General features: G+C 40.3%; 21 protein-coding genes. 1 reads left to right on the forward strand and 20 read right to left on the reverse strand.

What is annotated here, in order from left to right; translation table 11 throughout:
- Positions 1-137: 137 nt before the first annotated feature.
- The 10 genes from IGJ00_RS14755 to xylA form a co-directional block, all read right to left on the reverse strand.
- Positions 138-908 carry an ABC transporter permease gene (locus tag IGJ00_RS14755; RefSeq protein WP_071866502.1) on the reverse strand — a complete coding sequence of 257 codons (771 nt, stop codon included), beginning with the start codon at positions 906-908 and terminating at the stop codon, positions 138-140.
- Positions 901-1842: an ABC transporter ATP-binding protein gene (locus tag IGJ00_RS14760; RefSeq protein ID WP_034688663.1), complete on the reverse strand. Its 942-nt coding sequence runs from the start codon at positions 1840-1842 to the stop codon at positions 901-903. Before IGJ00_RS14760 ends, IGJ00_RS14755 begins: the two co-directional genes overlap by 8 nt.
- Before the next feature lie 316 nt (positions 1843-2158).
- The gene (locus IGJ00_RS14765) at positions 2159-3808 is read right to left on the reverse strand and encodes a MutS-related protein (protein ID WP_142433081.1); all 1650 of its coding nucleotides are present in this window, start codon (positions 3806-3808) and stop codon (positions 2159-2161) included.
- 93 nt (positions 3809-3901) lie between these two features.
- A complete protein-coding gene (locus IGJ00_RS14770; RefSeq protein WP_256209303.1) occupies positions 3902-4516 on the reverse strand; it encodes a ThuA domain-containing protein in 615 nt (204 codons plus the stop codon).
- Between the two features lie 44 nt (positions 4517-4560).
- Positions 4561-6096: a xylulokinase gene (gene xylB / locus IGJ00_RS14775; RefSeq protein ID WP_438844563.1), complete on the reverse strand. Its 1536-nt coding sequence runs from the start codon at positions 6094-6096 to the stop codon at positions 4561-4563.
- Positions 6097-6137: 41 nt separating this feature from the next.
- Positions 6138-7187, reverse strand: coding sequence for a sugar ABC transporter substrate-binding protein (locus IGJ00_RS14780; protein ID WP_438844564.1), 1050 nt, complete (start codon positions 7185-7187; stop codon positions 6138-6140).
- A gap of 25 nt (positions 7188-7212) precedes the next feature.
- Positions 7213-8178 carry an ABC transporter permease gene (locus tag IGJ00_RS14785; RefSeq protein ID WP_023520548.1) on the reverse strand — a complete coding sequence of 322 codons (966 nt, stop codon included), beginning with the start codon at positions 8176-8178 and terminating at the stop codon, positions 7213-7215.
- A gap of 41 nt (positions 8179-8219) precedes the next feature.
- Positions 8220-9731, reverse strand: a complete 1512-nt coding sequence (locus IGJ00_RS14790) for a sugar ABC transporter ATP-binding protein (RefSeq protein WP_071866497.1) — start codon at positions 9729-9731, stop codon at positions 8220-8222.
- Positions 9732-9771: 40 nt separating this feature from the next.
- Positions 9772-11388: a glycoside hydrolase family 43 protein gene (locus tag IGJ00_RS14795; protein WP_074801494.1), complete on the reverse strand. Its 1617-nt coding sequence runs from the start codon at positions 11386-11388 to the stop codon at positions 9772-9774.
- A 103-nt stretch (positions 11389-11491) separates the two neighbouring features.
- The gene (gene xylA, locus IGJ00_RS14800; RefSeq protein WP_104776019.1) at positions 11492-12799 is read right to left on the reverse strand and encodes a xylose isomerase; all 1308 of its coding nucleotides are present in this window, start codon (positions 12797-12799) and stop codon (positions 11492-11494) included.
- Positions 12800-13057: 258 nt separating this feature from the next.
- On the opposite strand from xylA, the gene IGJ00_RS14805 reads away from it, so the two are divergent.
- A complete protein-coding gene (locus IGJ00_RS14805; protein WP_086335471.1) occupies positions 13058-14209 on the forward strand; it encodes an ROK family transcriptional regulator in 1152 nt (383 codons plus the stop codon).
- Positions 14210-14335: 126 nt separating this feature from the next.
- Here IGJ00_RS14805 and tkt read toward each other — a convergent pair whose 3' ends face one another.
- From tkt to IGJ00_RS14855, 10 genes are all read right to left on the reverse strand, one after another.
- The gene (gene tkt / locus IGJ00_RS14810; protein WP_142433082.1) at positions 14336-16330 is read right to left on the reverse strand and encodes a transketolase; all 1995 of its coding nucleotides are present in this window, start codon (positions 16328-16330) and stop codon (positions 14336-14338) included.
- 268 nt (positions 16331-16598) lie between these two features.
- Positions 16599-17288 (reverse strand): D-allulose 6-phosphate 3-epimerase, encoded by a 690-nt coding sequence (gene alsE, locus IGJ00_RS14815; RefSeq protein ID WP_074800902.1) that lies wholly within the window; start codon positions 17286-17288, stop codon positions 16599-16601.
- Positions 17289-17942: a fructose-6-phosphate aldolase gene (gene fsa, locus IGJ00_RS14820; RefSeq protein WP_142433083.1), complete on the reverse strand. Its 654-nt coding sequence runs from the start codon at positions 17940-17942 to the stop codon at positions 17289-17291.
- Between the two features lie 31 nt (positions 17943-17973).
- Positions 17974-19074 carry a PTS fructose transporter subunit IIC gene (locus IGJ00_RS14825; protein WP_010734015.1) on the reverse strand — a complete coding sequence of 367 codons (1101 nt, stop codon included), beginning with the start codon at positions 19072-19074 and terminating at the stop codon, positions 17974-17976.
- Positions 19075-19099: 25 nt separating this feature from the next.
- Positions 19100-19414, reverse strand: coding sequence for a PTS fructose transporter subunit IIB (locus IGJ00_RS14830; RefSeq protein ID WP_010734014.1), 315 nt, complete (start codon positions 19412-19414; stop codon positions 19100-19102).
- A 21-nt stretch (positions 19415-19435) separates the two neighbouring features.
- Positions 19436-19885: a fructose PTS transporter subunit IIA gene (locus tag IGJ00_RS14835; protein ID WP_142433084.1), complete on the reverse strand. Its 450-nt coding sequence runs from the start codon at positions 19883-19885 to the stop codon at positions 19436-19438.
- A gap of 15 nt (positions 19886-19900) precedes the next feature.
- Positions 19901-20212: a PTS fructose transporter subunit IIB gene (locus IGJ00_RS14840; protein WP_019722933.1), complete on the reverse strand. Its 312-nt coding sequence runs from the start codon at positions 20210-20212 to the stop codon at positions 19901-19903.
- 30 nt (positions 20213-20242) lie between these two features.
- Positions 20243-20653, reverse strand: a complete 411-nt coding sequence (locus IGJ00_RS14845) for a PTS sugar transporter subunit IIA (RefSeq protein ID WP_142433085.1) — start codon at positions 20651-20653, stop codon at positions 20243-20245.
- Positions 20643-22127: a BglG family transcription antiterminator gene (locus IGJ00_RS14850; RefSeq protein WP_142433086.1), complete on the reverse strand. Its 1485-nt coding sequence runs from the start codon at positions 22125-22127 to the stop codon at positions 20643-20645. Before IGJ00_RS14850 ends, IGJ00_RS14845 begins: the two co-directional genes overlap by 11 nt.
- A gap of 806 nt (positions 22128-22933) precedes the next feature.
- Positions 22934-25261: a WxL domain-containing protein gene (locus tag IGJ00_RS14855; RefSeq protein ID WP_071867930.1), complete on the reverse strand. Its 2328-nt coding sequence runs from the start codon at positions 25259-25261 to the stop codon at positions 22934-22936.
- Positions 25262-25762 lie beyond the last annotated feature (501 nt).

Consider the following 25762-nt stretch of genomic DNA (forward strand, 5'->3'; position numbering starts at 1 on the left):
GCTCCTTGAACACCGTTTATCATAGGTTGTGAAAAAAGCGTTTTGACCTGAACAGTAAGATAGAAAATTGTAAAATAGCTTTTCATATTTTTTCAATTTTCGCCTTACTATTCAAGGAGTTGGCTTACCTCGTTCGTTTAGCTTCTTAACCCTCTACCTTTATTGATCAAGTACCAACACGTTGAATACAGCACTACGATGAACAGTACAAGGATCGCAATCGAAATGACGATTGGCACATCTGTGGTGCCTAAGAAACCATAACGGAAACTTGAGATCATATAAACAATTGGATTTACTTTCGAGATGGCTTGCCAAATCGGTGGCAACATCGAAATTGAATAAAACACCCCGCCAAGATAAGTCAAAGGTTGTAACACAAACGTTGGTACAATGGACACATCATCATAAGATTGGGCGAAAATCCCATTGATCAAACCAGCAAGCGAGAATAAGATAGCGGTCATCAATAGTGTTAATACAACGATCGTCCATGAATAGACATGTAATGGTACAAAAAATAGAGAAATCATTGTGACTAATGCACCGACCAAGACACTCCGTCCCAACCCACCGATCACAAATCCCCAGATGATGACATGTGTTGGGACAGGGGCAACTAAAATCTCTTCGATATTCTTTTGGAATTTTTGTGAAAAGAACGAAGAAGAAACATTTGAATAAGAGCTTGTGATGGCGGACATCATGATCAATCCTGGAACAATAAATTCCATGTAGGAGAAACCACCCATATCACCGATTCGGCCTCCGATCATTTTCCCAAAGATGATAAAATACAAAGACGTAGTGATCACTGGTGGTACTAGCGTTTGTACCCAGATACGCATATAGCGATTGGTTTCTTTGATTGCTAAACTTTTTAATGCAGTAAAATAAAGATTAAACATTTTTCTTCGTTGCCTCCATATGATAAGTTTCTTCCGTAATTTTCAAGAAAAGTTCTTCTAAGCGATTGGATTTATTGCGCATAGACAGGACTTTGATCCCTTGCGCACTTAACTGTTCAAAGATCCCATTCACTCCTTGATCACGCTCCACTTCAACCGCAAGTGTGCGTTCATCTTCTAAGATACTTGTATAGCCAATGATCTCTGGCTTTTTATCATAAGGTGCTAAGTCAAAGATAAACGTTTCAAATTGTAATTTGGAAAGCAAGGCTTTCATAGAGGTATTCTCAATCAGTTCACCCGATTGGATGATTCCAATATTTCGACAAAGCATTTCTGCTTCTTCCAAATAATGAGTCGTCAAAATGATCGTTGTTCCTGCGTTATTCAATTCACGTAGAAATTCCCACATTTCTCGTCTTAATTCAATATCGACACCCGCTGTGGGTTCATCTAGAATCAATAATTTGGGTTCGTGCATCAATGCACGGGCAATCATCAATCGTCGTTTCATCCCACCTGAAAGCATCCGCGCACGAACATTGCGTTTCTCCCACAAATTAGATTGTTTAAGGTATTTTTCACTACGTTTCAATGCTTCATTACGGGATACACCATAGTAACCCGCCTGATTCACGACGATTTGTTGCACCGTTTCAAACGGATTGAAATTGAATTCTTGGGGCACTAAGCCGATTTGTTGTTTTGCTCGTACTAAATCTGTATCCAGATCATAGCCAAATACTTTCACTTTTCCCGATGTCTTATTCACTAATGAAGTGATAATCCCGATCGTTGTTGATTTCCCTGCGCCATTTGGTCCCAGTAGTGCATAAAAATCGCCTTCTTCAACCGTCAGATCGATGCCTCGGAGTGCTTCCACACCTGTCCCATATATTTTTCTTAACTCATTTATCTCAAGAGCATATGTCATTTTTTACTAACTCTCCTTATTTTGTCTGATTTACTATTTTAGCATGTAAAGAGGTTGTGAGAAAGCCGTTAAGCTCCGAATAGTAAGGCGGAAATTGAGAAAATAGTTTCTCATATTTTTTCAATTTTTGACTTACTATTGAAGGAGTTGGCTTTCGAACACCGTTTATCTAGGTTGTGAGAAAGCCGTTAAGCTCCATGCAATAAGATGAAAATGAAAAAACCACAAGTCCTTCCAGAAAATAATTCTGTCGTCTCTGTGGTTTTCACTATCAATGATGGTTTTTAACTAAATACTTTCAGTTTGGGCTTATTTCTTACTCCACTACCCGCCATTGACGATGTTGATCAAAAAAGGCAGCTTCTGCTTGAGCCTCTTTCACGATTGCTGTAGGATACTTCAACACATCTAACAAGGCGATGGCATTTCTTGTCTTTGCAGGCCCTTGTTTTAATTTAAAGTCAAAGCTGATTCCTTTTTCAGGAGTTACTTGCTCTTCAAAATGGACATTGGCACAATCTTTTTTCAAGATCTCAGTCAGTTCGATATCGTGTGTTGCGACAAAGGCTAAAGAAGGGTAGTCGCTCAACCAATTCACGATAGCTGCCGAAGACGCGATCCGTTCAATGGTGTTTGTCCCTTTCAAGATCTCATCGACAAAGCAATAGCAACGTTCTTTGGTTTCCACTTGCTGTAATAAGCGCTTGATCGATTTGATTTCTGAAACAAAGTAACTATCGCCTTCAAATAAATTATCTTCGATCGCCATCGAGGTCAAGACATGACCGGGTTGGATCGTGAAAGATTCGGCTAAAGTAGTTTGGATCGTTTGCGCTAAGATACAGTTGATGGCAATACTTTTGACGTACGTCGATTTTCCTGAAGCATTCGAGCCAGTGACCAATGTGTTCTGTTGCCAATCGATTGGATTGACGACTGCCTCTGCAATCAGAGGATGATACGTATCCTCTGCCATGATCCCGCCTTCTGCAAAGACTGGTTGACAAGAATAGGGCATGTAAGTGCGATAATTCAACACTGCCGCAGCTACTTCTAACTCTCCGAGTAATTGCCATAATTCGATCGCTTGTTCCGTTTTCTTTTCCAATCGACTAATGACAAAATGATATGAAATAAATGGTAACATGAACATCATATTCAAGTAGTCAAAAAACAACTCCGCTTCTGAGCCATTTTTCACTCGAAATGAAAAACCGAACTTTGGGATTTCTTTTAAAGGCTGAACATTTTTTTGTAACTCTGCTTGTAACGGTGTGGCAAACGTGGCTATTTTTTTCGCCGCAGAAATCGTAGAAACAAGATAGCCCATACTATTGAGTTCTGTTTCGAGCGTTTGCTTTTTTATCAAGTAATAAACCGTATTGAATAACACACTAATGATCGTGATATAAATGCCGATCACTTGTCCAAGTAAAAACAAGCCTAAACCAATGAGTGGTAACATGCCTAAAAAGGCAAATAGCCCAATATGACCAATTCTTTTGCTTTTGCCATCTGCTAAGTATTGTTTGGCAAAATTCCGGTCTTTTTTTCCAAGTCGTGCAAATTGATATTGGATTTCTTCTCTCAACTTAGGATTTTCTTGGTAGAAAGTAATCAACTTTTCTAGACGCTGATCTTGTCCAAAATCAAAATTACGCAGTCGCTGATAAAGCGCTTCTGAACCCACACTTGAATACGTATGATTGACCGTTTCGAATACTTCAAACATATCTAGGTCATACCAAGTCAAGTCATCGACTTCACTGTCCCACGTGCGAAACTTTTTTTCTGTCTGCCAAGCTTCTTTTAAGCTCTCCTCCTTATCAAATCGTACTTGATAGGGAAGCTTCCCCCATTTGTAACGGACATCTGCTCTTAATTTTTTTCGCGAATTGATTTCTAAGACAATTAAGATTCCAATGATGCCGACGATCAGGAGCATGATAAATTCTGTTTGACTCATAAATTTTCTCCAATCTATTGAATACTTTAAGTATAGCACTGATTGGAAACATAAATGGAGTTATAAAAAAACTATCCTTCTTTTTCGCCGTATTCATGTTGATTCTAGACACCAACTGATTCCATCGAAAAGTACCTTTTGATTTCCTTCATGTTGCAATCCTTCTGAAAAATGTGCAGGAGTCATACAAAAAACTTTACCTTTGCCATACAGATGTCGCCAAGCGGCGATTGATTCACCATAGTGAGAATAGCTGTGCATCAGAACTTCCGTTTCTCCTATAGCTACTTCAGTGAAATAGTGTTCGTCCCATATTTTGTAAGACTTACCGTTTGGTTCTCGATAGGTTACTTCTGTAGGTTTGGGATGATGAAGGAAGCGCCCCCGCAACATCTCACTAAAAGCAGAGTGGATCGGGTAGCTAGAAAGTCCTGAATGATAGGCAATCAGGCTTCCGCCACTCGCTACATACTCGGTGATCAACTGATCATATGTTTCATTTAACCAAAAAGCGTCATTTGTTTCGGGTGCTAACCGATTTTCCTTTGAAAGGAGGAATAAATCAGGTTGCTCATGTAATGCTTTGGTTAGTTGCTCGATCGTCCGATCAGTCATCTTTAGTTCTTGTGGGAAGTGCTTAGAGATCCCCTGAAAATAGTTGGCTAACGGATCATGCGGATGGTAAGAATCGCCTAACAACGTGATCATTTTTTTCACTAGGAACACACTCCTTTCACTTAGGTACTCGTTTATTATTTTTCATACATGTGACAAATTTCCTTTGTACATTCGTATACTTTACGATAACGCGCATACACCTTTTGGTAAACTTCCACTTGCTGCGGGTTCGGTTGCACAGGGGATTGGTAGGAAACAAAAACACTTGCACATTCGTTCAAATCAGTAAACCAGCCACAGCCTACTGCTGCTAACATAGCGGCACCAAGCCCAGGTCCTTGTTCGGTGGTTAAAGTAACGATTGGTCGATTGAAAATGTCCGCTTGCATTTGGAGCCACGTCTGATTTTTTGCGCCGCCACCGACTGATACGATTGTTTCGATTTTTTGTTGTGTCATCTCTTCCATGATCTCTTGGGAGTCCTTTAGAGAGAAGGTGATCCCTTCTAGCACGCTACGGGTAAAATGTTTCAACTCGTGTTGCGTATCTATCCCAATAAAGCTTCCTCTGATTTGGCTATCACTGTAAGGCGTCCGTTCCCCTACGATATAAGGAGTGAACAATAAGCCATTACTGCCTGCATCAACGCTTCCGATTTCTGATAGCAACTCGCTGAATGAACGATCAGGAGCAAAGCGCTGTTTGAACCAACTCAAGCTGTCGCCAGCTGCTAAGGTCACACCCATGGAATACGCGGCGCCTGAGGCATGTTGGAAGAGATGAAGCTTTCCTTGATAGTCTCTGTCCACATTCTTTTCGTATCGTAGGAATACTCCGCTTGTACCGATGGAACATAGTCCCAGACCTTCTTCTAAAATACCAGCGCCAACAGCGCCACAGGCATTGTCGGCACCGCCTGCGATTACTTTGACTGGCTTGGTAAAGCCGTATCTTTCTTTTAATTCCTCTCTCAATGTCCCCACCACTTCAGTAGAAGCCACTAAAGAAGGTAAGATGGCTGAGTCGATCCCAAATACTTCTAAGATTTCTTCGTCCCACTGCTTCGTTTCTTGATTCAGCAGTAGTGTTCCAGCCGCATCTGAATCGTCCATATGATACGAACCGGTCAACCAGAAACGCAAATAATCTTTCGGTAATTGTATGTGTTTAACCTTTTCCCAACTCGCTGGTTCGTGTTCTTGAACCCATAAGATTTTCGGTAGTGTAAATCCTTCTAAGGCTTTGTTTTTCGTGTGCTGTAACAACTTATCCCCCATTATTTCAGTGATTCGTTGACATTGTGCTGTCGTACGAACATCATTCCATAAAATAGCTGGTCTTACAACTTGATCTGCTTCATCCAAAAGAACTAAGCTGTGCATCTGTCCAGAAAAACTGATGCCTGCCAATTCCTCTTTAAGATCAGTCACTTCCTCTAATAATTCTTTCAATATTTGATCTGCTGCTTTGAGCCAATCCGCCGGTTGTTGCTCGCTATACCCCATCTGCGGATTGCTCATAGGGTAAGAAGCAACTGCTTCTGCCACTAACTTTCCTTTTCGATCAAACACTAGGCCCTTCAAGGCACTTGTTCCTAGATCTAAACCTAATACATACATGAATCGTTCCCCTTTCCGACAAAAACAAGCGAAAGAAACAGTCCGTTCCATCAAGACACCGCCTGTTCCTTTCCACTGATTACATACGCTTTTTATTCTGTTTCTTCTGTACTTTCTACCGAAGAATCTTCTACTGAGTCTGTTTTCACTTTACTTTTTTCTTTTCCATACTCTTCTAACTCTTCCGCTAACACATAGTTGACATCGATCGGAATCGTTGCGTCAATTGTTTCACCGTCGATTGCTTTCACTAAATTCTCGATCACTTGATAACCGATTTGGTACGCATCTTGGTCAACAATCGCTGTGATTCGTTCGTCCGCTACTCCGCTTAACCAAGTGTCCGTATAATCAAATCCATAATGAAGCACTTGTCCTGCTTTTCCTTGAGATTCTAACGCACTCATCACACCAACATTCGGCCCTTCTGAACCTAATGAAAAGACAGTGACTAAGTCTCTATTCGCCGCAATGTAGCCTTCTAATTGTTTTTTAGATTCTGATGGTTGATCATTGTCTTGAATCGTCGCTAAAAACTTAAAGTTCTCAGCATCTTTTCCATAGATCTCTGCAAAACCTTCTTTCAGTCCTTTTTCACGATCGATCATAGTTGGTTGTGCGACGTCCACACAAACGATTGCGATCGAACCGCCGGTAATGCCTTTTGCCTTCATTTCTTCAGCAGCACGTAACCCTAATTCTTTTCCAGCTGAGATATTGTCTGTACCGACGTAAGCTGTCCGATCTTCTGGATTTTCTAAATCGGCATCAAAGGTGATGACTGGAATATTTTTATCCATGGCTGCTTTGATTGGATCAACAAACGCTTTTTTCTCAATCGGTGCAATGGCGATTCCTGCTACGTTTTTGGCAACTGCTTCTCTGATAAAGCCGATATGTTTCTCTTTCTTACTTGGTTCAGCAGAAGGAGATGTTTTCGTGACCAATGTATAGCCCAATTCTTGTGCCGCATCTTCTGCTCCTTTTTTCATGGGGTTCCAATAAGCTCCGGTGTCTACGATTGGAATGAAATACAAGGTCTTTTCACTATCTGCATCCGCAGAATCACTCGTACTACATCCTGTACCAACTAATAATAACGCAACGAACATACTGATGACCCAAAATGATTTTTTTAACATGGTCTTTTCACTCCTTAGGTTGTAATTATGACTGACGACTTGCTCGACGTTTCAAATAATCAATGATGATTGCTAAAATAATGACTAGACCGGTCACTGTATCTTGTAAAAATGAATTTACCCCCATCAATGTCAAGCCATTTTTAAATACTTGTAAGGTTAAGATACCTGCTACCGCTCCACCAATCGTGCCGATGCCACCGCTAAATGATGTACCACCCATGATAGCTGCCGCCATTGCGAACAAGTCTAAGCCATTCGCATCTTTGGAAGCGCCACCATTTAAATTTGAAACAATTAACAAACCAGCAATGGCTGCTAACATTCCTTCAATCATAAACATCTTGATGATATGTTTATCCGTATCGATACCGGATAATCTGGCTGCTTCTTGATTTGACCCTACCACATAGGTATATCTTCCTAGACGCGTATTTTTCATTATAAAAGCAAATACAATAATGATAATTAAAAAAATCAAGGCATTGCTTTTGAACATATCCGTACCGATCGGCGTTTTCGCTAACCGATTGAACCACTCGTTTTCGGAACCGATAAATTGTTCGTCCGTGAAAAAGCCGAGCATCCCTTTGATGACATAACTTGTTCCTAACGTTAAAATAAACGAAGGCAAATCAAATTTCTTGATCAACAAAGCGTTCACCGCGCCTAACATTGCCCCTGTCAATAATGCTAGAAGCACAACGACTGGCGCAGGCATTCCTTGATTTGCCGCATATAAACCGAGCATTCCTGATGCCATTCCGACATAACCAATTGATAGATCCACATAGCCGCAAATCAAAATCATCGCATAAGCAACAGTTAAAATGCCTACCGGTGGAATTTGTTGGAAGAAATTTTCAATATTGAATGTGCTTAAAAAATTCGCATTTGCAATTGAAAAATATAGGACTAAAGCAATTAACACTAAATAAACAGAGTAGTTCATAAAAAGTGACTTGATCGTTAACTTGTTTCGTTTTTCCATCGTTCTCTCCTTTGTTTACATATCCTCTAACTGAAGAATCGTTAATGCTCATTAAGCGTAGCATAGGTCATAATCAATTCTTGCGCCTCATCTTTTCTGCCCTGATACTCAGCGACGACGACTTCTCCTGTAATCTCACCTTCACGAAAAACATGGATTCGATCGCAGATCCCTAATAATTCAGGGATTTCTGAAGAGACGATCAAAATCGTTTTCCCTTGGCGTGCCAACTCATTGATGATCGTATAGATTTCTGATTTTGCCCCCACATCAATACCTTTTGTCGGTTCATCAAAAATATATACTTGATTTGTGGTATTCAACCATTTTGCTAAAACGACTTTTTGCTGATTCCCACCAGAGAGACTGGCAACTGGACGCGCAATATCGCTGATCTTGATCTTCACGTCTTGTACAAACTGATGAGCCGTTTGATTAAGTGATTCATGTTTTAATACAAATCCACCTAGATTCGTTATCGTGATATTGTCTTGGATCGAGAGACCAAGAAACAAGCCTTGATGTTTACGGTCTTCCGTTAGTAGTCCAATTCCTTGACGAATCGCATCCACCGGTGACTTGATCACTACCGGCTGGTTCGCCAATTTGATTTCACCAGATTTTGCTCGATCTGCACCGAAAATCAATCGCATCGTTTCGGTTCGACCACTTCCTACTAACCCCGCAAAGCCCAATACTTCCCCTCGTCTTGCCTGGAAGCTAACATTTTTCACCCGCCCAAAAGAATCAGAAAGATTCAAAACTTGTAAGTAAGTTTCTCCTAATTGGGTAGGTTGTTTCGGATACAGATCGTTGATTTCTCGCCCAACTAAGCGAGCGATGATCGCTTCTTCAGACAAGTTTTTCACTTCATCGGTCAAGATATATTCTCCGTCGCGCATGATCGTGATTCGTTCACCTAATTCAAAGATCTCTTTCATCCGATGAGAGATGTAAATACTTGATACACCTTTTTCCTTCAATCTGCGAATGATAATAAACAAAACTTCGACATCTTTTTCAGACAAAGAAGTCGTCGGCTCATCAAAAATGATCACTTTAGCATTCAAACTAAGCGCTCTGGCAATTTCAACTAATTGTTTATTGGCAGTAGACAGCGAAGCAACCAGTGTAGTAGGAGAAATCGCAGATCCCACTAGATTCAGCCATTGTTGCGTGTCTTCATATAATTTTTTGAAGTCAACAATTCCTAGCGCCTTATTCTTATAGGGCAAACGACCAATAAAAATATTTTCTGCCACAGACAAATCTTCTGCTAGATTCAATTCTTGATGAACAAAGGCAATCCCTAATTCTTGTGCGAAGTCAGGAGTCATTTTAGGGATTTCTTTCCCTTCAAATATGATTTCTCCTTCGTCCTTATCAATCAATCCCGCAAGAATGTTCATTAAAGTAGACTTACCGGCTCCGTTTTCTCCCATAAAAGCATGGATCTCGCCTTTATTTATCTCAAGTCTTGCTTTTTTCAAGACGTGGACAGGGCCAAAACTTTTTTCAATATTAGACATTGAAAATAAACGTTCTTTTTCCATAAAAGATCTCCCCTCTTACTCCTGAAGCGACCACACTGTCCTATTCACTTTGCTTTTCCCGATAATCAAAATAATCAAAAACAGCTGGCAAATCATATCCTGAGTAATCGATGTTGACCATTCCCACAAACGCACCCGTAAAAAATCCACCATGGGTTTGGTTGACATATTCATCGGATAGTACTTTTGCGTCTAACTGGATCGCTAATTCGATCCATGTTTTTCCGTCAAACGAATAAGCATATGTGTAAGTTTCTCTTCTGACGATCGTTTTGAAATAAACAACTGTTACATCCTCTGGAATTGGAATGACCTGTTCCTGCAAATAACTTTTGAATACGCCTTGATTATTCTCAGTGAGTTCAATGACACGACCTTTTTCTTCATGCCAAGTCACTTGGATCATTGACCAATGTTGCGAATTGTAATAATTCGTCAGCCCTGCCATTTGCTGGAAGGTCGTTGGCGAATAGCTCAATGCAGTTTCTGCTTCAAACTCAAATGCTTGCCAACGTCTAGCAACTAGGGAGTTTCCATGTGTATTGGCTAAACTTCCGGCACCTCGTAATGTCAGCTTTCCATCTTTCAAGATGCCGATGTCCTTCGTAAAAGGAACACGTACTGTTTGAAATTGTGGTGGCAGTTCGCTTTGTTCGAAGTTAGTCCTTTCTGGCAGTTTTTCATAAGGGTGAGGTGTCACTCCTTTAGGTGCTTCCACCTCCATGCTCCCTTGTTTTCCACCAACAATTTCTGGCCACAATTCTTTAGACCATGTCACTTTTTGGATCGCTGTTTCTCTGCCTAATGTACACCAGCCACGAGGATCATGGATGGATTCATTTTTGTGATGCCACGGTCGACCAGTCAAATGGGCAAAATACCATTCGCCTTCTGGTGTATCGACTAATGCACCATGCCCGCATTTTTGCAGTGGATTTTCTGGAGAGTCATAGGCAGTTAAAAAGGTCTCTGCTTGGCTTTCAAAAGCTTCTTCTAAAGTTTTTGACCGTGCCACTACTTCTTGGTGCGTATAGACGGTACCACCTTCTGCACAAAACAAATAATAATAACCAAATAACTTATACAGATGTGGGCCTTCCACTAATTTCACGTCAGTACCTTTCCAAATGATCTTACCTGTTTCCGGCAGTAGACGTTGCTCTTCTACTGAATATTCGGTGCATTTGATCCCATTAAATGGATGATGGTATTCGCGATGATCCCATTCCATTTGAACTAGGTATTTGCGGCCATCGTCATCATGGAAAAGAGAAGCATCGAAGCCGACACCGTTCAACCGGATCGGTTGACTCCATGGACCAGTGATCTCTTCTGCGGTAGTCAAATAATTTGTACAATCTTTGAACGCTCCATTGACCACTTTGACATCGGTATAAACTAACCAAAATTTCCCATCCGCATAAGAGAGATCGGGCGCCCAAATCCCTCCTGAATCTTCATTGCCCTTCATATCTAACATCTCGACAGAAGCCAATGGATGTGCCACTAAACGCCAATTCATCAAGTCCTGCGACTCATAGATCTGAACGCCTGGAAACCATTCAAACGTTGAGTTGGCAATGTAATATGTTTCTCCCACACGCACAATAGACGGATCAGCATGAAAACCTGTTAATACTGGATTTTTAATTTTCATCGTACACCTCACTCTATTTTTTTAGGAGAATCCCTTTCAACCATCCAAAGGAGTCAGTGACATCTATCCTTAGCTAACTGAATGAGACTCTCCATAAGTTGGATTAAACTAAATAATCATTCAAACAAGATTTGACATATTCGATATGGCTTGATTCCAGCTCGATATCTTTCAACTTCAATGCATAGTCAGTCAAACTTTCCAAATCTTCCTTGTCGTTGACAATGGATTCCCCAATGCCTTCTTGGAACGTAGCATAGCGTTTCTCTTTTAAGGTATCGAAGAAGCGATCCTCTTTTAATTTCGCTGCTGCCTTCAGCCCTCTAGCAAAGGTATCCATCCCTGCGATATGTGCTAAGAATAGATCTTCCATGGCAAAACTGGAACGACGGACTTTCGAATCAAAATTGATTCCTCCTGGTGCGATACCGCCATTTTCTAAGACACCATACATGGCCAATGTGACATCATAGACGTTCGTTGGGAACTCATCAGTATCCCAACCAAGCAACACATCTCCTTGATTCGCATCTAGGGAACCTAACGCGTTGTTGATCCGTGCTACTTCGATCTCATGTTCAAACGTATGCCCAGCTAACGTAGCATGATTGGCCTCTAGATTCAGTTTGAATTTCTCTTGTAAACCATATTTTTGAATAAATTGTAAAGCCGTTGCGGCATCAAAATCATATTGATGTTTACTTGGCTCCATTGGTTTTGGTTCAATCAAGAATTGTGGCGTATGACCGATTTTTTCACTATACGCGATCGCCATTTTGAACAAACGTGCAATATTATCTTGTTCAAACGCCATATCCGTATTCAACAACGTTTCATACCCTTCACGACCACCCCAGAATACATAATTTTGACCGTTGAGTTTTTTTGATATGTCTAAGCCTTTTTTGACTTGAGCAGCAGCATAGGCAAAGACATCCGCATGATTCGTTGAAGCTGCCCCATTCACGTAGCGTGGGTGGCTGAACATATTTGCAGTATTCCAAAGTAGTTTGATTCCCGTACGCTCCATCTGTTCCTTGATCAAATCTGTGATTTCATCTAAGTTTGCATAGAATTCTTCTAAACTATTCCCTTCAGGCGCGATATCGACATCATGGAAACAAAAATATTCGACACCTAATTTTTCTAAAATCTCAAAAAAGGCCGCTACTCGATTTTTTGCGGTTTCCATTTCAGTCGCACCTAGCCACGTTCTTTGATTGACTGGTGAGCCGAATGGATCACTGCCATCTTGTGTCATGGTATGCCAGTAAGCAACAGCAAATCGTAAATGCTCCTTCATCGTTTGACCGGCAACTACCTCTTCTGGATTGAAATGGCGAAAAGCAAAGGGATTGGTTGTCGTTGTTCCTTCATATTGGATTTTTTCTATTTGTGGAAAATAGCTCATATCATATTCCTCCTAATTTATTCATTCTTTATTAGTTAGTTCATCTAACAAACTAACTTAACAAGCATATAGTATACGCTTTCATAATTATAGTCAAGTTATTTTTTTATTATTATCAAAGCATTTATATTCGAATGAAGTTAATTTATTTACTTTACAAAACGAAATAGCTATAGATAAATAACTAGAAAAATAATGAGATTACCAGTATACTTTAGAACGTATCCTCATTACATAATGAATAGGAAGTGATTTACTTTGAAAAATCCAACGTATACTCGACGGAGCCCAAATGAGTCTCTCTGTTTAGAATTGATTATGAATCAACCAGCTCTTTCTCGTGCCGAGCTTTCAGCCATAACTGGACTAACCAAAGCAACTGTGTCCTCCATTGTGAAAAAATTGATCGATGATCAACTAGTCATCGAGACCGGCATTGGAGAATCTAGTAATGTCGGTGGACGTAAACCGATCATTCTTCAATATAACGGAAAAGCTGGGCTCTCTATTTCCATTGACATCGGCTATAATTACATCCATGGTCTCCTTACTTATCTAGATGGGGAAGAGATCCAACATATCCAAAAAAAGCCAATCACATTAGATGAGGAAGCCATCCATCTATATCTTTCAGAAATCTTCACGTTATTTGAACAACATCTTCCGACGACAGAATATGGGATTATTGGAGTAGCAATTGCCGTGCATGGCCCTGTCTACCATGGTGAGCCAATTTTTGGCCCTCATTACAATTTCGATCACATTCCTTTTCGTAAAATAGCTGAAAAACTGAGAAACTATCCTGTCTATTTAGAAAATGAAGCAAATCTTGCAGCTTTAGGTGAGTATAGCTTTACCTCAGATTCGGAAAATCTTGTCAGTATCAATATGCATAGCGGCATTGGTGCAGGAATCGTCAAAAATGGGAATTTAGAGGTTGGTGCACATGGTTTTGCTGGTGAAATCGGTCATCAGATCATCGTGATGGACGGTAAGGAATGTCGCTGTGGCAACCGAGGTTGTTTGGAAATGTACGCTGCCAACAAAGTCTGCTACGATCGATTTGCTCAGAAAAAAAAGTTGGACTATGTCAATGCCATCATCCTTCGAGAATATGTTCAAAACCAAGATCGTGATGCATTACAGGTCGTGGAGGAAAATATCAACTACTTGACGATCGGTATCAACAACTTGATCGCCCATTATGACCCATCGATCATTATTTTGAATAGCTCACTTTATCGCGAAATACCTGATATGATCGAACAATTAAAAGGGAATCTGCACAATCATTTTTCGAATCAATTAGTCGTCCGCAACAGTTCCTTGAACGAAAAAGCGACACTTCTAGGAGGATTGGTCTTAAATCTCCAACACTTTTTAGAAATCAAACACCTGAAATTAAAATAATCATGAATCAATAAAAAAATCTGCCAAACCGGAAATCATTGAATTCCAGTTTGGCAGATTTTATCTAAATAAAGTACTCGTATCTTTAACTTGAAATTTTAAATAGTAAAAGAACAAAAATACCTTCTACAATTGATCAAACACTTCAACAACATGTTCCACTGTAAACTGATAATTTTGGATGATCGTTTCCCCAGGTGCGCTCGCGCCGAAACGATCAATCGCAATGATTGCCCCTGCTGTCCCTGTATAGCGCTCCCAGCCAAATGAAGCAGCCATTTCGATAGAAACACGTTTCGTCACTGCTTTTGGCAAGACACTTTCTTGATATTCCGCGGATTGTTGTTCAAACAAATCAAAACTTGGCATAGAAACCACTGAGACATCTTTTCCTTGTTCCGCCAATACTTTTTGCGCTTTAACAGCTAGATCCACTTCTGAACCTGTCGCGATCAAGATTCCTTCTGGTTGTTCCCCTTTAGCCGGAGACAAGACATAGGCACCTTTTTTAACCATATCATCTGCCACTTCTTTCGTTGTTGGAAGAACTGGTAGATTTTGACGACTCAAGACTAAGATCGTTGGTGTATCTGTGGATTCCATCGCTACTTTCCATGCCGCACGAGTTTCGTTCCCGTCCGCCGGACGTAAGACATGGACACCTGGCATACTTCTAACCGAAGCCAATTGTTCCACTGGCTCATGCGTCGGGCCATCTTCACCAACTGCTACAGAGTCATGGGTCAAGACATAAATGACTGGCGTGTTTTGGATCGCTGCTAAACGCACAGCTGGTCGCAAGTAATCCACAAAGACAAAGAATGTTCCCCCATAGATCCTGGTACCGCCATGCAATTGGATCCCGTTCATCGCTGATGCCATCGCAAACTCACGAACACCAAACCAAATGTTGCGGCCTTCATAGTGTTCAGGCGTGAAGTCTTTGTCTGCTGTGACCATCGTATTGTTTGATCCGGATAGATCGGCAGAACCACCCCAGAAACTTGGGATCGCTTTTGATAATGCTTGGATCATCTCTTTACTTGAGACACGACTGGCTTGGCTTTCACCTTCGTCGTATGTTGGAAGCTCTGCATCCCAATTCTCTGGTAATTTTCCAGCAAAGGCATCTTCGAATTGTTGCGCTAATTCTGGATACGCTGCTTTGTATGCTGCGAACATCTCACGCCAAGCATTTTCAGCTTTTTCGCCTTCTTCAACCATCGTTTGACGGAAGCGTTCCGCCACTTCTTCTGGTACGGTAAAGTCAGGGTATTCCCAACCATAGATCTCTTTGGCTTTTTGAATGCCTTCTAAGCCAAGTGGTGCGCCGTGGACCGCAGAAGTTCCTTGGTTTGGTGCACCAAATCCGATGACCGTTTTCACTTCGATCAATGTCGGTTTGTCTGTTTCGGCTTTCGCTTCTTCAATTGCTTTTGAGATGGCTTCTAAATCATTGCCGTCTTTGACCAAGAGATGTTGCCAACCGTAAGCTTCATACCGTACGCCAACATTTTCAGTGAAGGCTTTTGAGGTTGGTCCATCTAAAGAAATATCGTTTGAATCGTATAAAACGATCAATTTACCAAGTTTCATATGACCAGCCATCGAACTTGCTTCTTGAGACACGCCTTCCATCAAGTCGCCATCGCCACATAACGCATAGGTATAATGGTCAACGACGTTGAATTGGTCTTTGTTGTAGGTCGCTGCTAGATGCGCTTCTGCCATTGCCATCCCCACAGCCATCGCGATCCCTTGACCTAAAGGACCAGTCGTTGCTTCGACGCCGTCCGTATGGTTGACCTCAGGGTGTCCCGGTGTTTTTGAATCCCATTGACGGAATTGTTTCAAGTCATCAATCGTCACTTGGTACCCTGCTAAGTGCAACAAGCTGTACAACATCGCTGAACCATGTCCCGCAGATAAGACAAAACGGTCACGGTCTGCCCAGTTTTTAGAAGTTTTCGGATTCACTTTCAAGTGTTTCGTCCAAAGGGCATAAGCCATTGGCGCGGCACCCATTGGTAACCCCGGATGTCCTGAATTTGCTTTTTGTACTGCATCAACACTCAATGTACGGATCGTATTCACACCAAGCTGATCTACTTTATCAAACAATATAATTCCTCCTTGTTCATTTCTATAAAATAATGTCCATTCCTTAAATTTCACTTTGAAAATAAGACAGAAGAATCAAAAATGAATGAGGCATTCTCGATTTTCCTGTCTTATTACTCGATGGTGACCGACTTTCTCACGACCTAGATAAATGGTGTTCAAAAAGCTGACCTTCAACATTAAGCTGAAAAATCAAAAAATATAGAAAGCTATTTTCTGATTTCCCATCTTACTGCTCAGGTCAATGCGCTTTTCTCACGACCTTCTTTTACCCGATCGTTTTCCCAGTCATTTCTTCATAATCGGTTTTCATGATTTCCCATGACTTTTCGATTTTTTCATCTAAACCAAACAAGCCACTACGACCAACGATATAAATATCTGGTCCTGCTGCATCGATTCGTTTGAAGGATTTACGGTTAGAAGAGCCGTCCATTTCAATCACATAATTATACCCTTTTTCTTCGCGGAGTTCGCGTAAAGCAACGATTTTATCCAGTGTACTTTCAATAAACCGTTGTCCAGCAAATCCTGGATCGATCGTCATGATCGTGATTTTATCGACCAATTCGATGTATGGGAAGATGGCTTCGATCGGTGTTTCTGGGTTCAAAACGACGCCAGCTTTTAACCCTGCATCATGGATTTGATCGATCAAACGAAAGGCTAAACCATCTAATAATTCGGCGTGCATACAGATCCATTCACACTTTTGCTCGATTAATTGATTCACCCAAAAACTTTGGTCTTTAACCATTAAGTGCGCAGACATTGGTAGATTACTGATTTTACGTACCTCATCAATGAACCATGGAGATAATGTGATATTTGGTACATAATGACCATCCATGATATCGATATGGTAAGAATCGACATGATCATTTAAAAATTCGATTTGTTCTTTGAACTTATCTAAGTCCATCGTCATCAATGAAGGTGAAAATTCCACTTTTCCCATTTATTTGTTCCCTCCTTGAAAGCTTTCCCAGTCCGCCATGAATTGAGCAATCCCTTTATCTGTCAATGGATGGCTCCACAACGTTTGGTACAATGATGGCGGTACAGTGGCAATATGTGCGCCAACTAAACTCGCTTTTTCCACATGTTCCGAATTACGGACACTTGCTGCAATGATTTCTGTAGAGAACCCGTAAGTATCTAGTACTTCACGTAGTTTTGCGACAAGCTCGATCCCGCTTGTTCCGGTATCATCTAATCGACCTAAAAATGGTGAAATAAATGTCGCACCTGCTTTTGCTGCTAGCAACCCTTGTGCCACAGAGAAAATCAATGTGACATTGGTCTTGATCCCCAATTTAGATAATTCGTTCGTCGCTTTCAATCCTTCTTCTGTCATAGGGATCTTGATCACAATGTTTTCCGCCCATTGGACGATTTCTTTCGCTTCTGCGACCATACCGTCTGCTTCCAAACTAGTCACTTCTGCTGAGACAGGTCCGTCAACGATCGAACAGACTTCTTTGATAACTTCTTCAAACACGCGTCCTTCTTTGGCAATGATCGTCGGATTAGTTGTCACCCCATCGACTAAACCTAGCGCATTGATTTTTTTGATTGCTGTTACATCTGCTGTATCTAGAAAAAATTTCATCGATTTTGCCCCTCTTTTTTACGCACTTATTTTAAAAAATCTGAATATCATCTAAACTGATATCTTCTTCCTCTTTCTCTACTACTAAATCCATTTCTTCTTCCGGCACGTTCTTTTTGATCACAGCTAAAACGACGGCTGTTACTAAGACGTTCACTAAGATTGCGATCACACCTGCCCATGGTCGAGACATCGTTGGGATCATCAAGACACCACCGAAAGGAACCGTTGCATCCGCACCTAAGATCATCGTTGTTGCACCACCAGCAAATCCACCGATAGCTGTTGCGACTACGCCACGTACGATATCGTTCATAACTAAAGGAATCACACCTTCAACGATATTGATGACACCCATTGGTACGGCTGATTTCAGTGTTTCTACTTCCACTTTTGTATAGATATTCTTGCGGAACATTTTTGCGATAAAATAAGCTAACCCAAAACCGATCGGTGTGGCTGTATTCACCAATTGCAATGCGGTGATTGGGCCATTCAACCCTTCCGCTTGCATCGTCAAAACAAAGGCAAATACGGTTTTGTTGATTGGACCACCGTAGTCGATCCCACTTAATAAGCCGATCACACCACCAAAAATCAATAAGGAAGAATTGCCTAATCCATCTAAGAAATTCGTTAATAATAGCGTTAATGCTGCGATTGGCGCGCCAATGATATACACCATGACCAAGCCACCAACAATTGAAGCAATAAATGGAATAATCAATGTTGGCATCAATCCTTTTGCCCATTTTGGTACTTTGACATGTTTTAAAATACCTAAAACCAGATACCCTGCTAAGTAACCACCTAAAATCCCACCGATAAAACCAGCACCAATTGCATTTGCTGTTAAACCAATAATGAAACCTGGTGCGATCCCTGGTTTAGCTGCAATGGAATAAGAAATCCCAGTAGCGATCACAACTGGTAATAATCCTAAACCAGCGCCACCCATCGTCGCTAACGCATCCCAAATCGAAAACTCGCCTTGTACAAGTGTTCCTTGACTTGTTCCGCCAAATGCCATGCCGATTGCAATTAGGAATCCGGCACCGCATACGATTGGAATCAAATATGAAATCGCTGTCAATAAATGTCCTTTTAAATTTAACTTTTTAATTGCCTCCATTTTTTTGTCTCCCCCATTCTGGTAATTATTGTTGTACGACTACTTCTTCTACTTTTTCAATCAACTTACTCGGTGATTTTACAGCAACTTCTGTCGGTACTTGTACGATTCGTTTTCCTTCAAAACGTTCACGACCACTGATTTTGACATCTACAGCTAAAATCACGACATCTGCTTGACTGATTTGCTCTGCCGTCAATTCATTTTCGATCCCGATCGTTCCTTGTGTTTCCACATGTATCTCATGCCCTGCCTTTTTTGCGGCATTCTCCAACTTTTCTTGCGCAATGTACGTATGAGCGATACCCACCGTACATGCTGCTACTCCAACGATTTTCATTTTTTTCTTCCTCCTCACTCTCTAGCAAAATGCAGCAACTACTTCATCGATTTCTCTTGCAGCAATCAAACGTTCCACCACTTCATCATTTCCTAACTTACGGGCAAATAAGGACAACAATTTTAAATGTTTTTGCGCGCCCTCCGTATCGTCTCCGACTGCAAACAAGATGATCCCTTTCACGCCCTTACCATCTAATGTTTCCCAAGGGATTTCATTTTCGGTCACCCCGATCGCCACACCGACCTTCTTCACATACGCACTTTTTCCATGTGGAATAGCGATATAATTACCGATCCCTGTTTGACCTTGCGCTTCTCGTAAATAAATATCTTTCACAAATGCTTCGACATCCGTAATGTATTCTTGTTCATATAAACGATTGGCTAATTCATACAAGACCTCATCTTTCGTTTTTCCGTTTAAGTTCGTTTTGATGATTGTTGGATCAATGATTTCTTTGATCTCCATTTTCCTCACTCCTCATTAGTTACTGACAACTTCCATTGCTTTTTCGATTAATTTGTTTGGTGATTTTACCGCGATCTCTGTTGGTACTTGGATGATTTTCTTTCCTTCGAAACGTTCCCGTCCACTGATCTTGACATCCACTGCTAGAATCACGATATCGGCTTGATCGATGGCTTCTTGTGGCAATTCATTTTCAATGCCGATCGTTCCTTGGGTTTCGACATGGATCTCATGACCCGCTTTTTTCGCTGCATTCTCTAATTTTTCTTGTGCAATATACGTATGGGCAATACCCACTGTACATGCTGCTACTCCAACGATTTTCATTATTGGTTCCTCCAATTTTTGATAGTATGTTTATCGTTCTGTGAAATTACCTGCTTTCAATTCATCTAGATAGTCAGGATCAGCCAGTTGTCGCATAAAATCAGCAAGCTGTCGTTTGACTGCCAGTGTTTCGTTTTCTGCTAGTAAGACAACGATGATCAATTCCACTTGTAAGATTCGTTCCGACCATTCAGTAATTGGCTGTTGGGGACGAATCACCCAGACCTGTGTTTTGGCTAACGCTGGATGTTCAAGATGAGGTAAAATCACGCCTTCCTCAATTTGGATATCTCCTACCGCTTCTCGTTGAAACAATGCCTGTTGGATCGCTTGTGCCTCTTCTTTTGAAGCAGGAAAGACATGTTGACTGACCCATTCATAGGTTTCTGCCTTTGACGTTAATGTAATCTGATCGAATGTTTCCACGAAATTATCTATCATGATAAATATCCTCGATTTTCTTTTGGATTCTTGACTGATCATCAGCGGTCAACATCGCACTAACGATCAGAGATTGAACAGGAAACGCTTCTTTCAACCCAACTGTCGTTAAAATCAACTCGATTCCTGGCGTCTTTTCTAACACCGATTGGTAATTTTTAGTACTGATCACATCTACGATTTCTAATTCCGGGAATTTTTTGGCTAACTTCACTTTCAATAATTCAGAAGTCCCTACGCCAGTTGTACACATGATCAGTGTTTGGATTGGAAATTGGTGCGTCTCGATGATTCGTGCAAAATACAAGGTGATAAACCCGATCTCATCAGGCGTGATTGTTGGTAGCTGAAACGTTTGACTCACCTGTTCAGACACTTCAGCAACAGCATTAAAAATCGTTTCATACGTTAATTGGATTTGATCCAACAAACTATTTTTCACTCTGATTTGATGACGCAACCGATTAATCAAAGGTTTGATATGATTAGCAAGATCTGTAAAAATCATCTCGCTTGCTACATTGAGATTTAGTTTCTCACCTACTTGATACAAGTAATAAGAAGTAATCTCAATCACTTCTTCTGTGAACGTTTGGGTCTTCGTTTGACTATTATCCGTTCTGGAAGAAAGTAAATATTGATAGAGATAGTAGATCTCACTTAATGGTAATTTCGTTTTCAAATACACTTCCACTTGGCGGATCACTTCAATGGCAATATCACGGATCAAAGATTCATTATCTAAAACTTGTAATTGTTCCATCGTTAATTTTTCTCCAGTGGCTTGATAATTCGTTTTTCTTGCGCGGCGTACCGCAATGTAGAGATGGGAGAAAATATTGATATTGTATGGGTAAGGAATCGTGCCATTGAGTTTCTTTTCAATTAGCTTGATCTGTTCGATGACAAAATTCGCATCGTAGCGATTAAACGCAAATTCATCCGATAAAGCGATTTCATCAATGTCGAAAATATTCAATCGTTGAATCAACTCAGTGATTGCTCGACGGATATTCTCTTCCTTTCCTTTGATGGCTAGTGTTCGATTTTTGCGGATCAATTGCAGATCATACGCTGAAATCCGTTCCGCAATGATTTTTTCATCATTCGCGATCGCTGAATCACCAACATAATAGGTTTGATACAAATCAATGACTTTAAGGGCTTTCGGCGAGGATAATAATAATTCTTCCATCACATTATTTTGCCGTTCTGACGGTAGCACTTCCACAGAAGACACAATTGTTTGGTTCGTCTGTGCAATATATTTTTCATAATCCAGTTTGTACCCCCGACCCTTTTCAGACAAAATCAGTGGCCCATTCGGAAACTCGTCATTTATTTTTTTAACCAAGCGGTAGACCGTCTTGGTAGAGGTACTCATTAACTCTGCCAACACTTCAGCAGTAACATAATCTCTTTGCTTTGATAAAAGAAGCGTTAATTTATTCCCTCGATCCATTTGACTAGTCATAGCTCTATCCCCCCCGTATCTTTATCATAAGCGATTTTTTTTATTCTGCTTCACTACATAATGTCCCTTGCAGCGGACAAAATGTATTCGGTTACACAAGGTTGTGAAAGAAGTGGTCAGCACTGAGTAATAAGACAGAAAAATCGAAAATGGCTTTTTCATTTTTGATTTTTTTGGCTTATTATTGAAGTGTTGCTTCTTGAACACCGTTTATCATAGGTTGTGAGAAAAGCGTTTTGACCTGAGCAGTAAGATGGAAAATCAGAAAATAACTTTTCATATTTTTTATTTTTCAGCTTACTCTTGAAGGTCAGCTATTTTAACAACCAAATAGTTATATTTTTTGAAACTAAAGATAACTATATGAAAACATAACATTTTGCTCATCAATTTTAAAGCGAACATCATAAATATCCTTTTGAAATATTTTTGATAAGAGATTTTATTTCCCTCATTTGGCTTGATTTAATCGTAATTCCAACTTAAATCACTTGAACAACCTCACAGCTTTAAAATAACTATCACTATTAAATAAGATAACTTTCTTACCAAACTCATGATTTACAAATAAGTTAAACAAGTGGACTCACAAATCACGTAATGTCTTTACTATCGGATACACAATCTGTCACAGAGATAGCTTCCATGCAAATAAGGCGATATCCATAAAAATTCCAATGATTTTTATGGATATCACCTTATTTATTGAGATTAACAACTACCGTCCCACCTCAATTTTTTGATTGTTAAATATTGATTTTTTGAGGATTACCGCTTTTAACAGCAATGAAAAACGGTATTTCTCATCAATTTGCTGGTACATCACTTAATGACCAATTGATGGTCGCTTGGTAAGGTTTTCCTACCGCTATTTTATCGCCATCGACCTGCAACTGGACATCTTCATAACTTAACTCCCAAGCACCTTGACCAGTTCCAGCGGCGGCATCCATGACAGAAACCGCAGCACCATCTTCTTGTAATGTAAAGTCAAGCGCTTGAGGTGCTTTTGCAGTATTCTCTGTCGTTGTGTTTAAAGTGCCTGCATGAAAACTGATACTTGCACCTTTTAAGAATGTACCGAACGGTGCAGTCTCCAAATCAGCCATTGTATCACTCGTAAATTGTTGTGACATTGATGCTGTAACGTGCCAACCTTTGTTTGTATAGGATTCATCGGTGACTTTTAAACCCGTCTGTGTCTCACTGCCGTATGAGTGAGTTCCCGATTTCAATGTCTGTGTGCCAAACTCAACAGTTGGTACTTCATCAAGTGTTGGCATAGCTGGCGGCGCTGTGACATTTAGAGTAAAAGCTACAGTGCCTGCTTGGTAGTACTTATTCGCCCCAGCGGCTAAAGCCTCACTCAGACTTCCATACGTGTTTCCATCAGGTGCTGTCACATCTTTGATTGTGACACCAGCAGGAAGTTCAGGTAACTGCTCGCTAGGATCTTTGATGACCCCACCAGTTACACCTACCTCAGAAGGAATGTCTGGTAAACTTGGTGCTACAGCTCGCGTACTATCGACATAATTGTAGGAAAAGCTCGCAGAGGCACGTTCAGCTGTCAGATAAATACTAAAATGGTTTGCCCACTTGTTATTCGATAGGTCATCAAATGTAGGATTAGCTACAATCGCAGAAGCTAGATCTGGATATGTCTGCCCATTCTTTCCATCTGGCCCCACGATATGATCCACTTTATAGCCAGCTGGTACAGTCAACGAAGGAATATTCGTAATTGAATGACCAAAATCACCGGTAACCAATGCTGGATTTGGGACCGGTAAAGTTGCCGCTACTCCTTCTGTTACTATCATAGTTGAAGACGGATCGCCTCCAGTTAACCCAGTGATAGCATCTGTGACAATACCCGTTCCTGGTGTTTTTTCAGTGTAGTATGTCTTAAAATCCGCCGTTTCGGCTATCGGTGAATAGTACACATTGATTGCATTAGGGTTTGCTTCATTATATTCATCATAGTTTGCGACTTTGATTGAAGTAGAAGAAGAAAAATTATAGCCATTGATTCTAGGCACAACAAATGTGTAATTATCTGATGCATTTGCGAGACTATTTGTTACACCAATCGTATCCCCAGTATTCGCAGTGATTTTCGCAGCAGTTACACCTTTGATTGGCTGATTCGTCGTTTTATCAATAAAATTCACCGGGAAAGTAACTGTTCCGCGTGTTGCAGAGAACGATGCATTCTTAGAAGCATTCGCTCCTTGAATGACTCCTGTGTTATTTCCGGTAATGGCTAAACTCCCAAATGACATGTTCTTTTTTAGGGTGATTGTTCTTGAAATTGTTTGTGGTTTGTATGCGCCATTGTTGTTATACCCACTATCTGGCGCTGCAGTAAGACTCAGTGTACCCGTATAAGTACCATTTTTATTATCCACAATATTTGACCATGTCATTGTTTGCGTTTCAGAACTCCATCTAGTACTTCCTGAACCTTGAAATTGTAACGGTGCCGATATTTGTACCCACGGCACAGTGGTAGAACTTGATTGTTCGATTGCGCCATTAGCATCTGTTTTACGAATTTCAATTTTATCTTGTCCTTTATTGGTGCCACTTGGTCCATCAAATGTTCCGTTATACCAAATATCACGTCCTATAAAGAAACTATCTTTCAAGCCTGCAATTCCTAGCTGCTGTCCTGTTGCATTGGGTGCATTTTGTTTGATCATGTCATTATTTGCCGGAGTCAAAAAGAATCCCGATGCATCCCCCATTTTCCAGACATCTGCTTTATCATACCAATAGGGCGTTTTGATTGTTAATGGTTTAGAAAAATCAAGTGTTGCTCTGATTGATTGATACACCCATGAATTTTTAACTGAGTTCGCTAACCATAAATAATTATTTCCCGAAGGATCCCATTTCCACCATTTGCTGTCACCAGCTAAGATATTCCAGTTATTAGCATTCTGTTGGAATCCGCTATCCAATTCATGGTTGCCTGTATCGGAATTTCCCCCAGGTTCTAATGCTCCCGAAGTAATTACAGCAGCTTCGACCTTCAGCTCAATTCTATGGCTCAAAAGAGTAAGGGTTGGTAGGAAAAAAATTGACATTCCAACAATCACTCGAGCCAGTATTTTTTTCTTTTTGTACATAAATGTTCTCTTCTTTCTTTGGGATAGTTAACCCACTTCATAATTCACTTAGACTATGGTATATATTCAACAACAAAAAAATATCTAATAAATCACTTGATTAATCACTATATAACGTTACCTGTCATCTACTTTTTCATCTTCATTTTTAGATGTTCATGTAAAGAAATGATGTCTCGCATGAATATTTCTTATGTTCCCTAATACTTACCATATTTAAAACTCATCTTGATTTATAGTAGCAGAAAAGACTCGGTCATTATTATATTTTTTTTGAAAAAAAAGGAAAATATCACACAGATATTCATTTTAAAAAGATTCAAATCCTTCCTACAAAAAACATTCGAACAAACGATATAATATAAACATTCCAGAAAAGAAATACCATTTTTTTGAAGTTGGTAGTAGCACACATATTCCCTTATGAGAATTTTTTTATTAAGTGTAGATTACATTAGGATTTCCCTTCATATATCTATATAATATGAGTAAAAGAAAACT

This window comes from Enterococcus sp. AZ062 (assembly GCF_051715065.1).
In the GTDB taxonomy this organism is placed as follows: domain Bacteria; phylum Bacillota; class Bacilli; order Lactobacillales; family Enterococcaceae; genus Enterococcus_B; species Enterococcus_B mundtii.

Coding starts and splice junctions, on each gene's coding strand:
- IGJ00_RS14755 (WP_071866502.1), bottom strand. CDS start 908: ATGTTTAATCTTTATTTTACTGCATTAAAAAGTTTAGCAATCAAAGAA.
- IGJ00_RS14760 (WP_034688663.1), bottom strand. CDS start 1,842: ATGACATATGCTCTTGAGATAAATGAGTTAAGAAAAATATATGGGACA.
- IGJ00_RS14765 (WP_142433081.1), bottom strand. CDS start 3,808: ATGAGTCAAACAGAATTTATCATGCTCCTGATCGTCGGCATCATTGGA.
- IGJ00_RS14770 (WP_256209303.1), bottom strand. CDS start 4,516: ATGATCACGTTGTTAGGCGATTCTTACCATCCGCATGATCCGTTAGCC.
- xylB (WP_438844563.1), bottom strand. CDS start 6,096: ATGGAACGGACTGTTTCTTTCGCTTGTTTTTGTCGGAAAGGGGAACGA.
- IGJ00_RS14780 (WP_438844564.1), bottom strand. CDS start 7,187: ATGTTAAAAAAATCATTTTGGGTCATCAGTATGTTCGTTGCGTTATTA.
- IGJ00_RS14785 (WP_023520548.1), bottom strand. CDS start 8,178: ATGGAAAAACGAAACAAGTTAACGATCAAGTCACTTTTTATGAACTAC.
- IGJ00_RS14790 (WP_071866497.1), bottom strand. CDS start 9,731: ATGGAAAAAGAACGTTTATTTTCAATGTCTAATATTGAAAAAAGTTTT.
- IGJ00_RS14795 (WP_074801494.1), bottom strand. CDS start 11,388: ATGAAAATTAAAAATCCAGTATTAACAGGTTTTCATGCTGATCCGTCT.
- xylA (WP_104776019.1), bottom strand. CDS start 12,799: ATGAGCTATTTTCCACAAATAGAAAAAATCCAATATGAAGGAACAACG.
- alsE (WP_074800902.1), bottom strand. CDS start 17,288: ATGGGAAAAGTGGAATTTTCACCTTCATTGATGACGATGGACTTAGAT.
- fsa (WP_142433083.1), bottom strand. CDS start 17,942: ATGAAATTTTTTCTAGATACAGCAGATGTAACAGCAATCAAAAAAATC.
- IGJ00_RS14825 (WP_010734015.1), bottom strand. CDS start 19,074: ATGGAGGCAATTAAAAAGTTAAATTTAAAAGGACATTTATTGACAGCG.
- IGJ00_RS14830 (WP_010734014.1), bottom strand. CDS start 19,414: ATGAAAATCGTTGGAGTAGCAGCATGTACGGTGGGTATCGCTCATACG.
- IGJ00_RS14835 (WP_142433084.1), bottom strand. CDS start 19,885: ATGGAGATCAAAGAAATCATTGATCCAACAATCATCAAAACGAACTTA.
- IGJ00_RS14840 (WP_019722933.1), bottom strand. CDS start 20,212: ATGAAAATCGTTGGAGTAGCAGCATGTACAGTGGGTATTGCCCATACG.
- IGJ00_RS14845 (WP_142433085.1), bottom strand. CDS start 20,653: ATGATAGATAATTTCGTGGAAACATTCGATCAGATTACATTAACGTCA.
- IGJ00_RS14850 (WP_142433086.1), bottom strand. CDS start 22,127: ATGACTAGTCAAATGGATCGAGGGAATAAATTAACGCTTCTTTTATCA.
- IGJ00_RS14855 (WP_071867930.1), bottom strand. CDS start 25,261: ATGTACAAAAAGAAAAAAATACTGGCTCGAGTGATTGTTGGAATGTCA.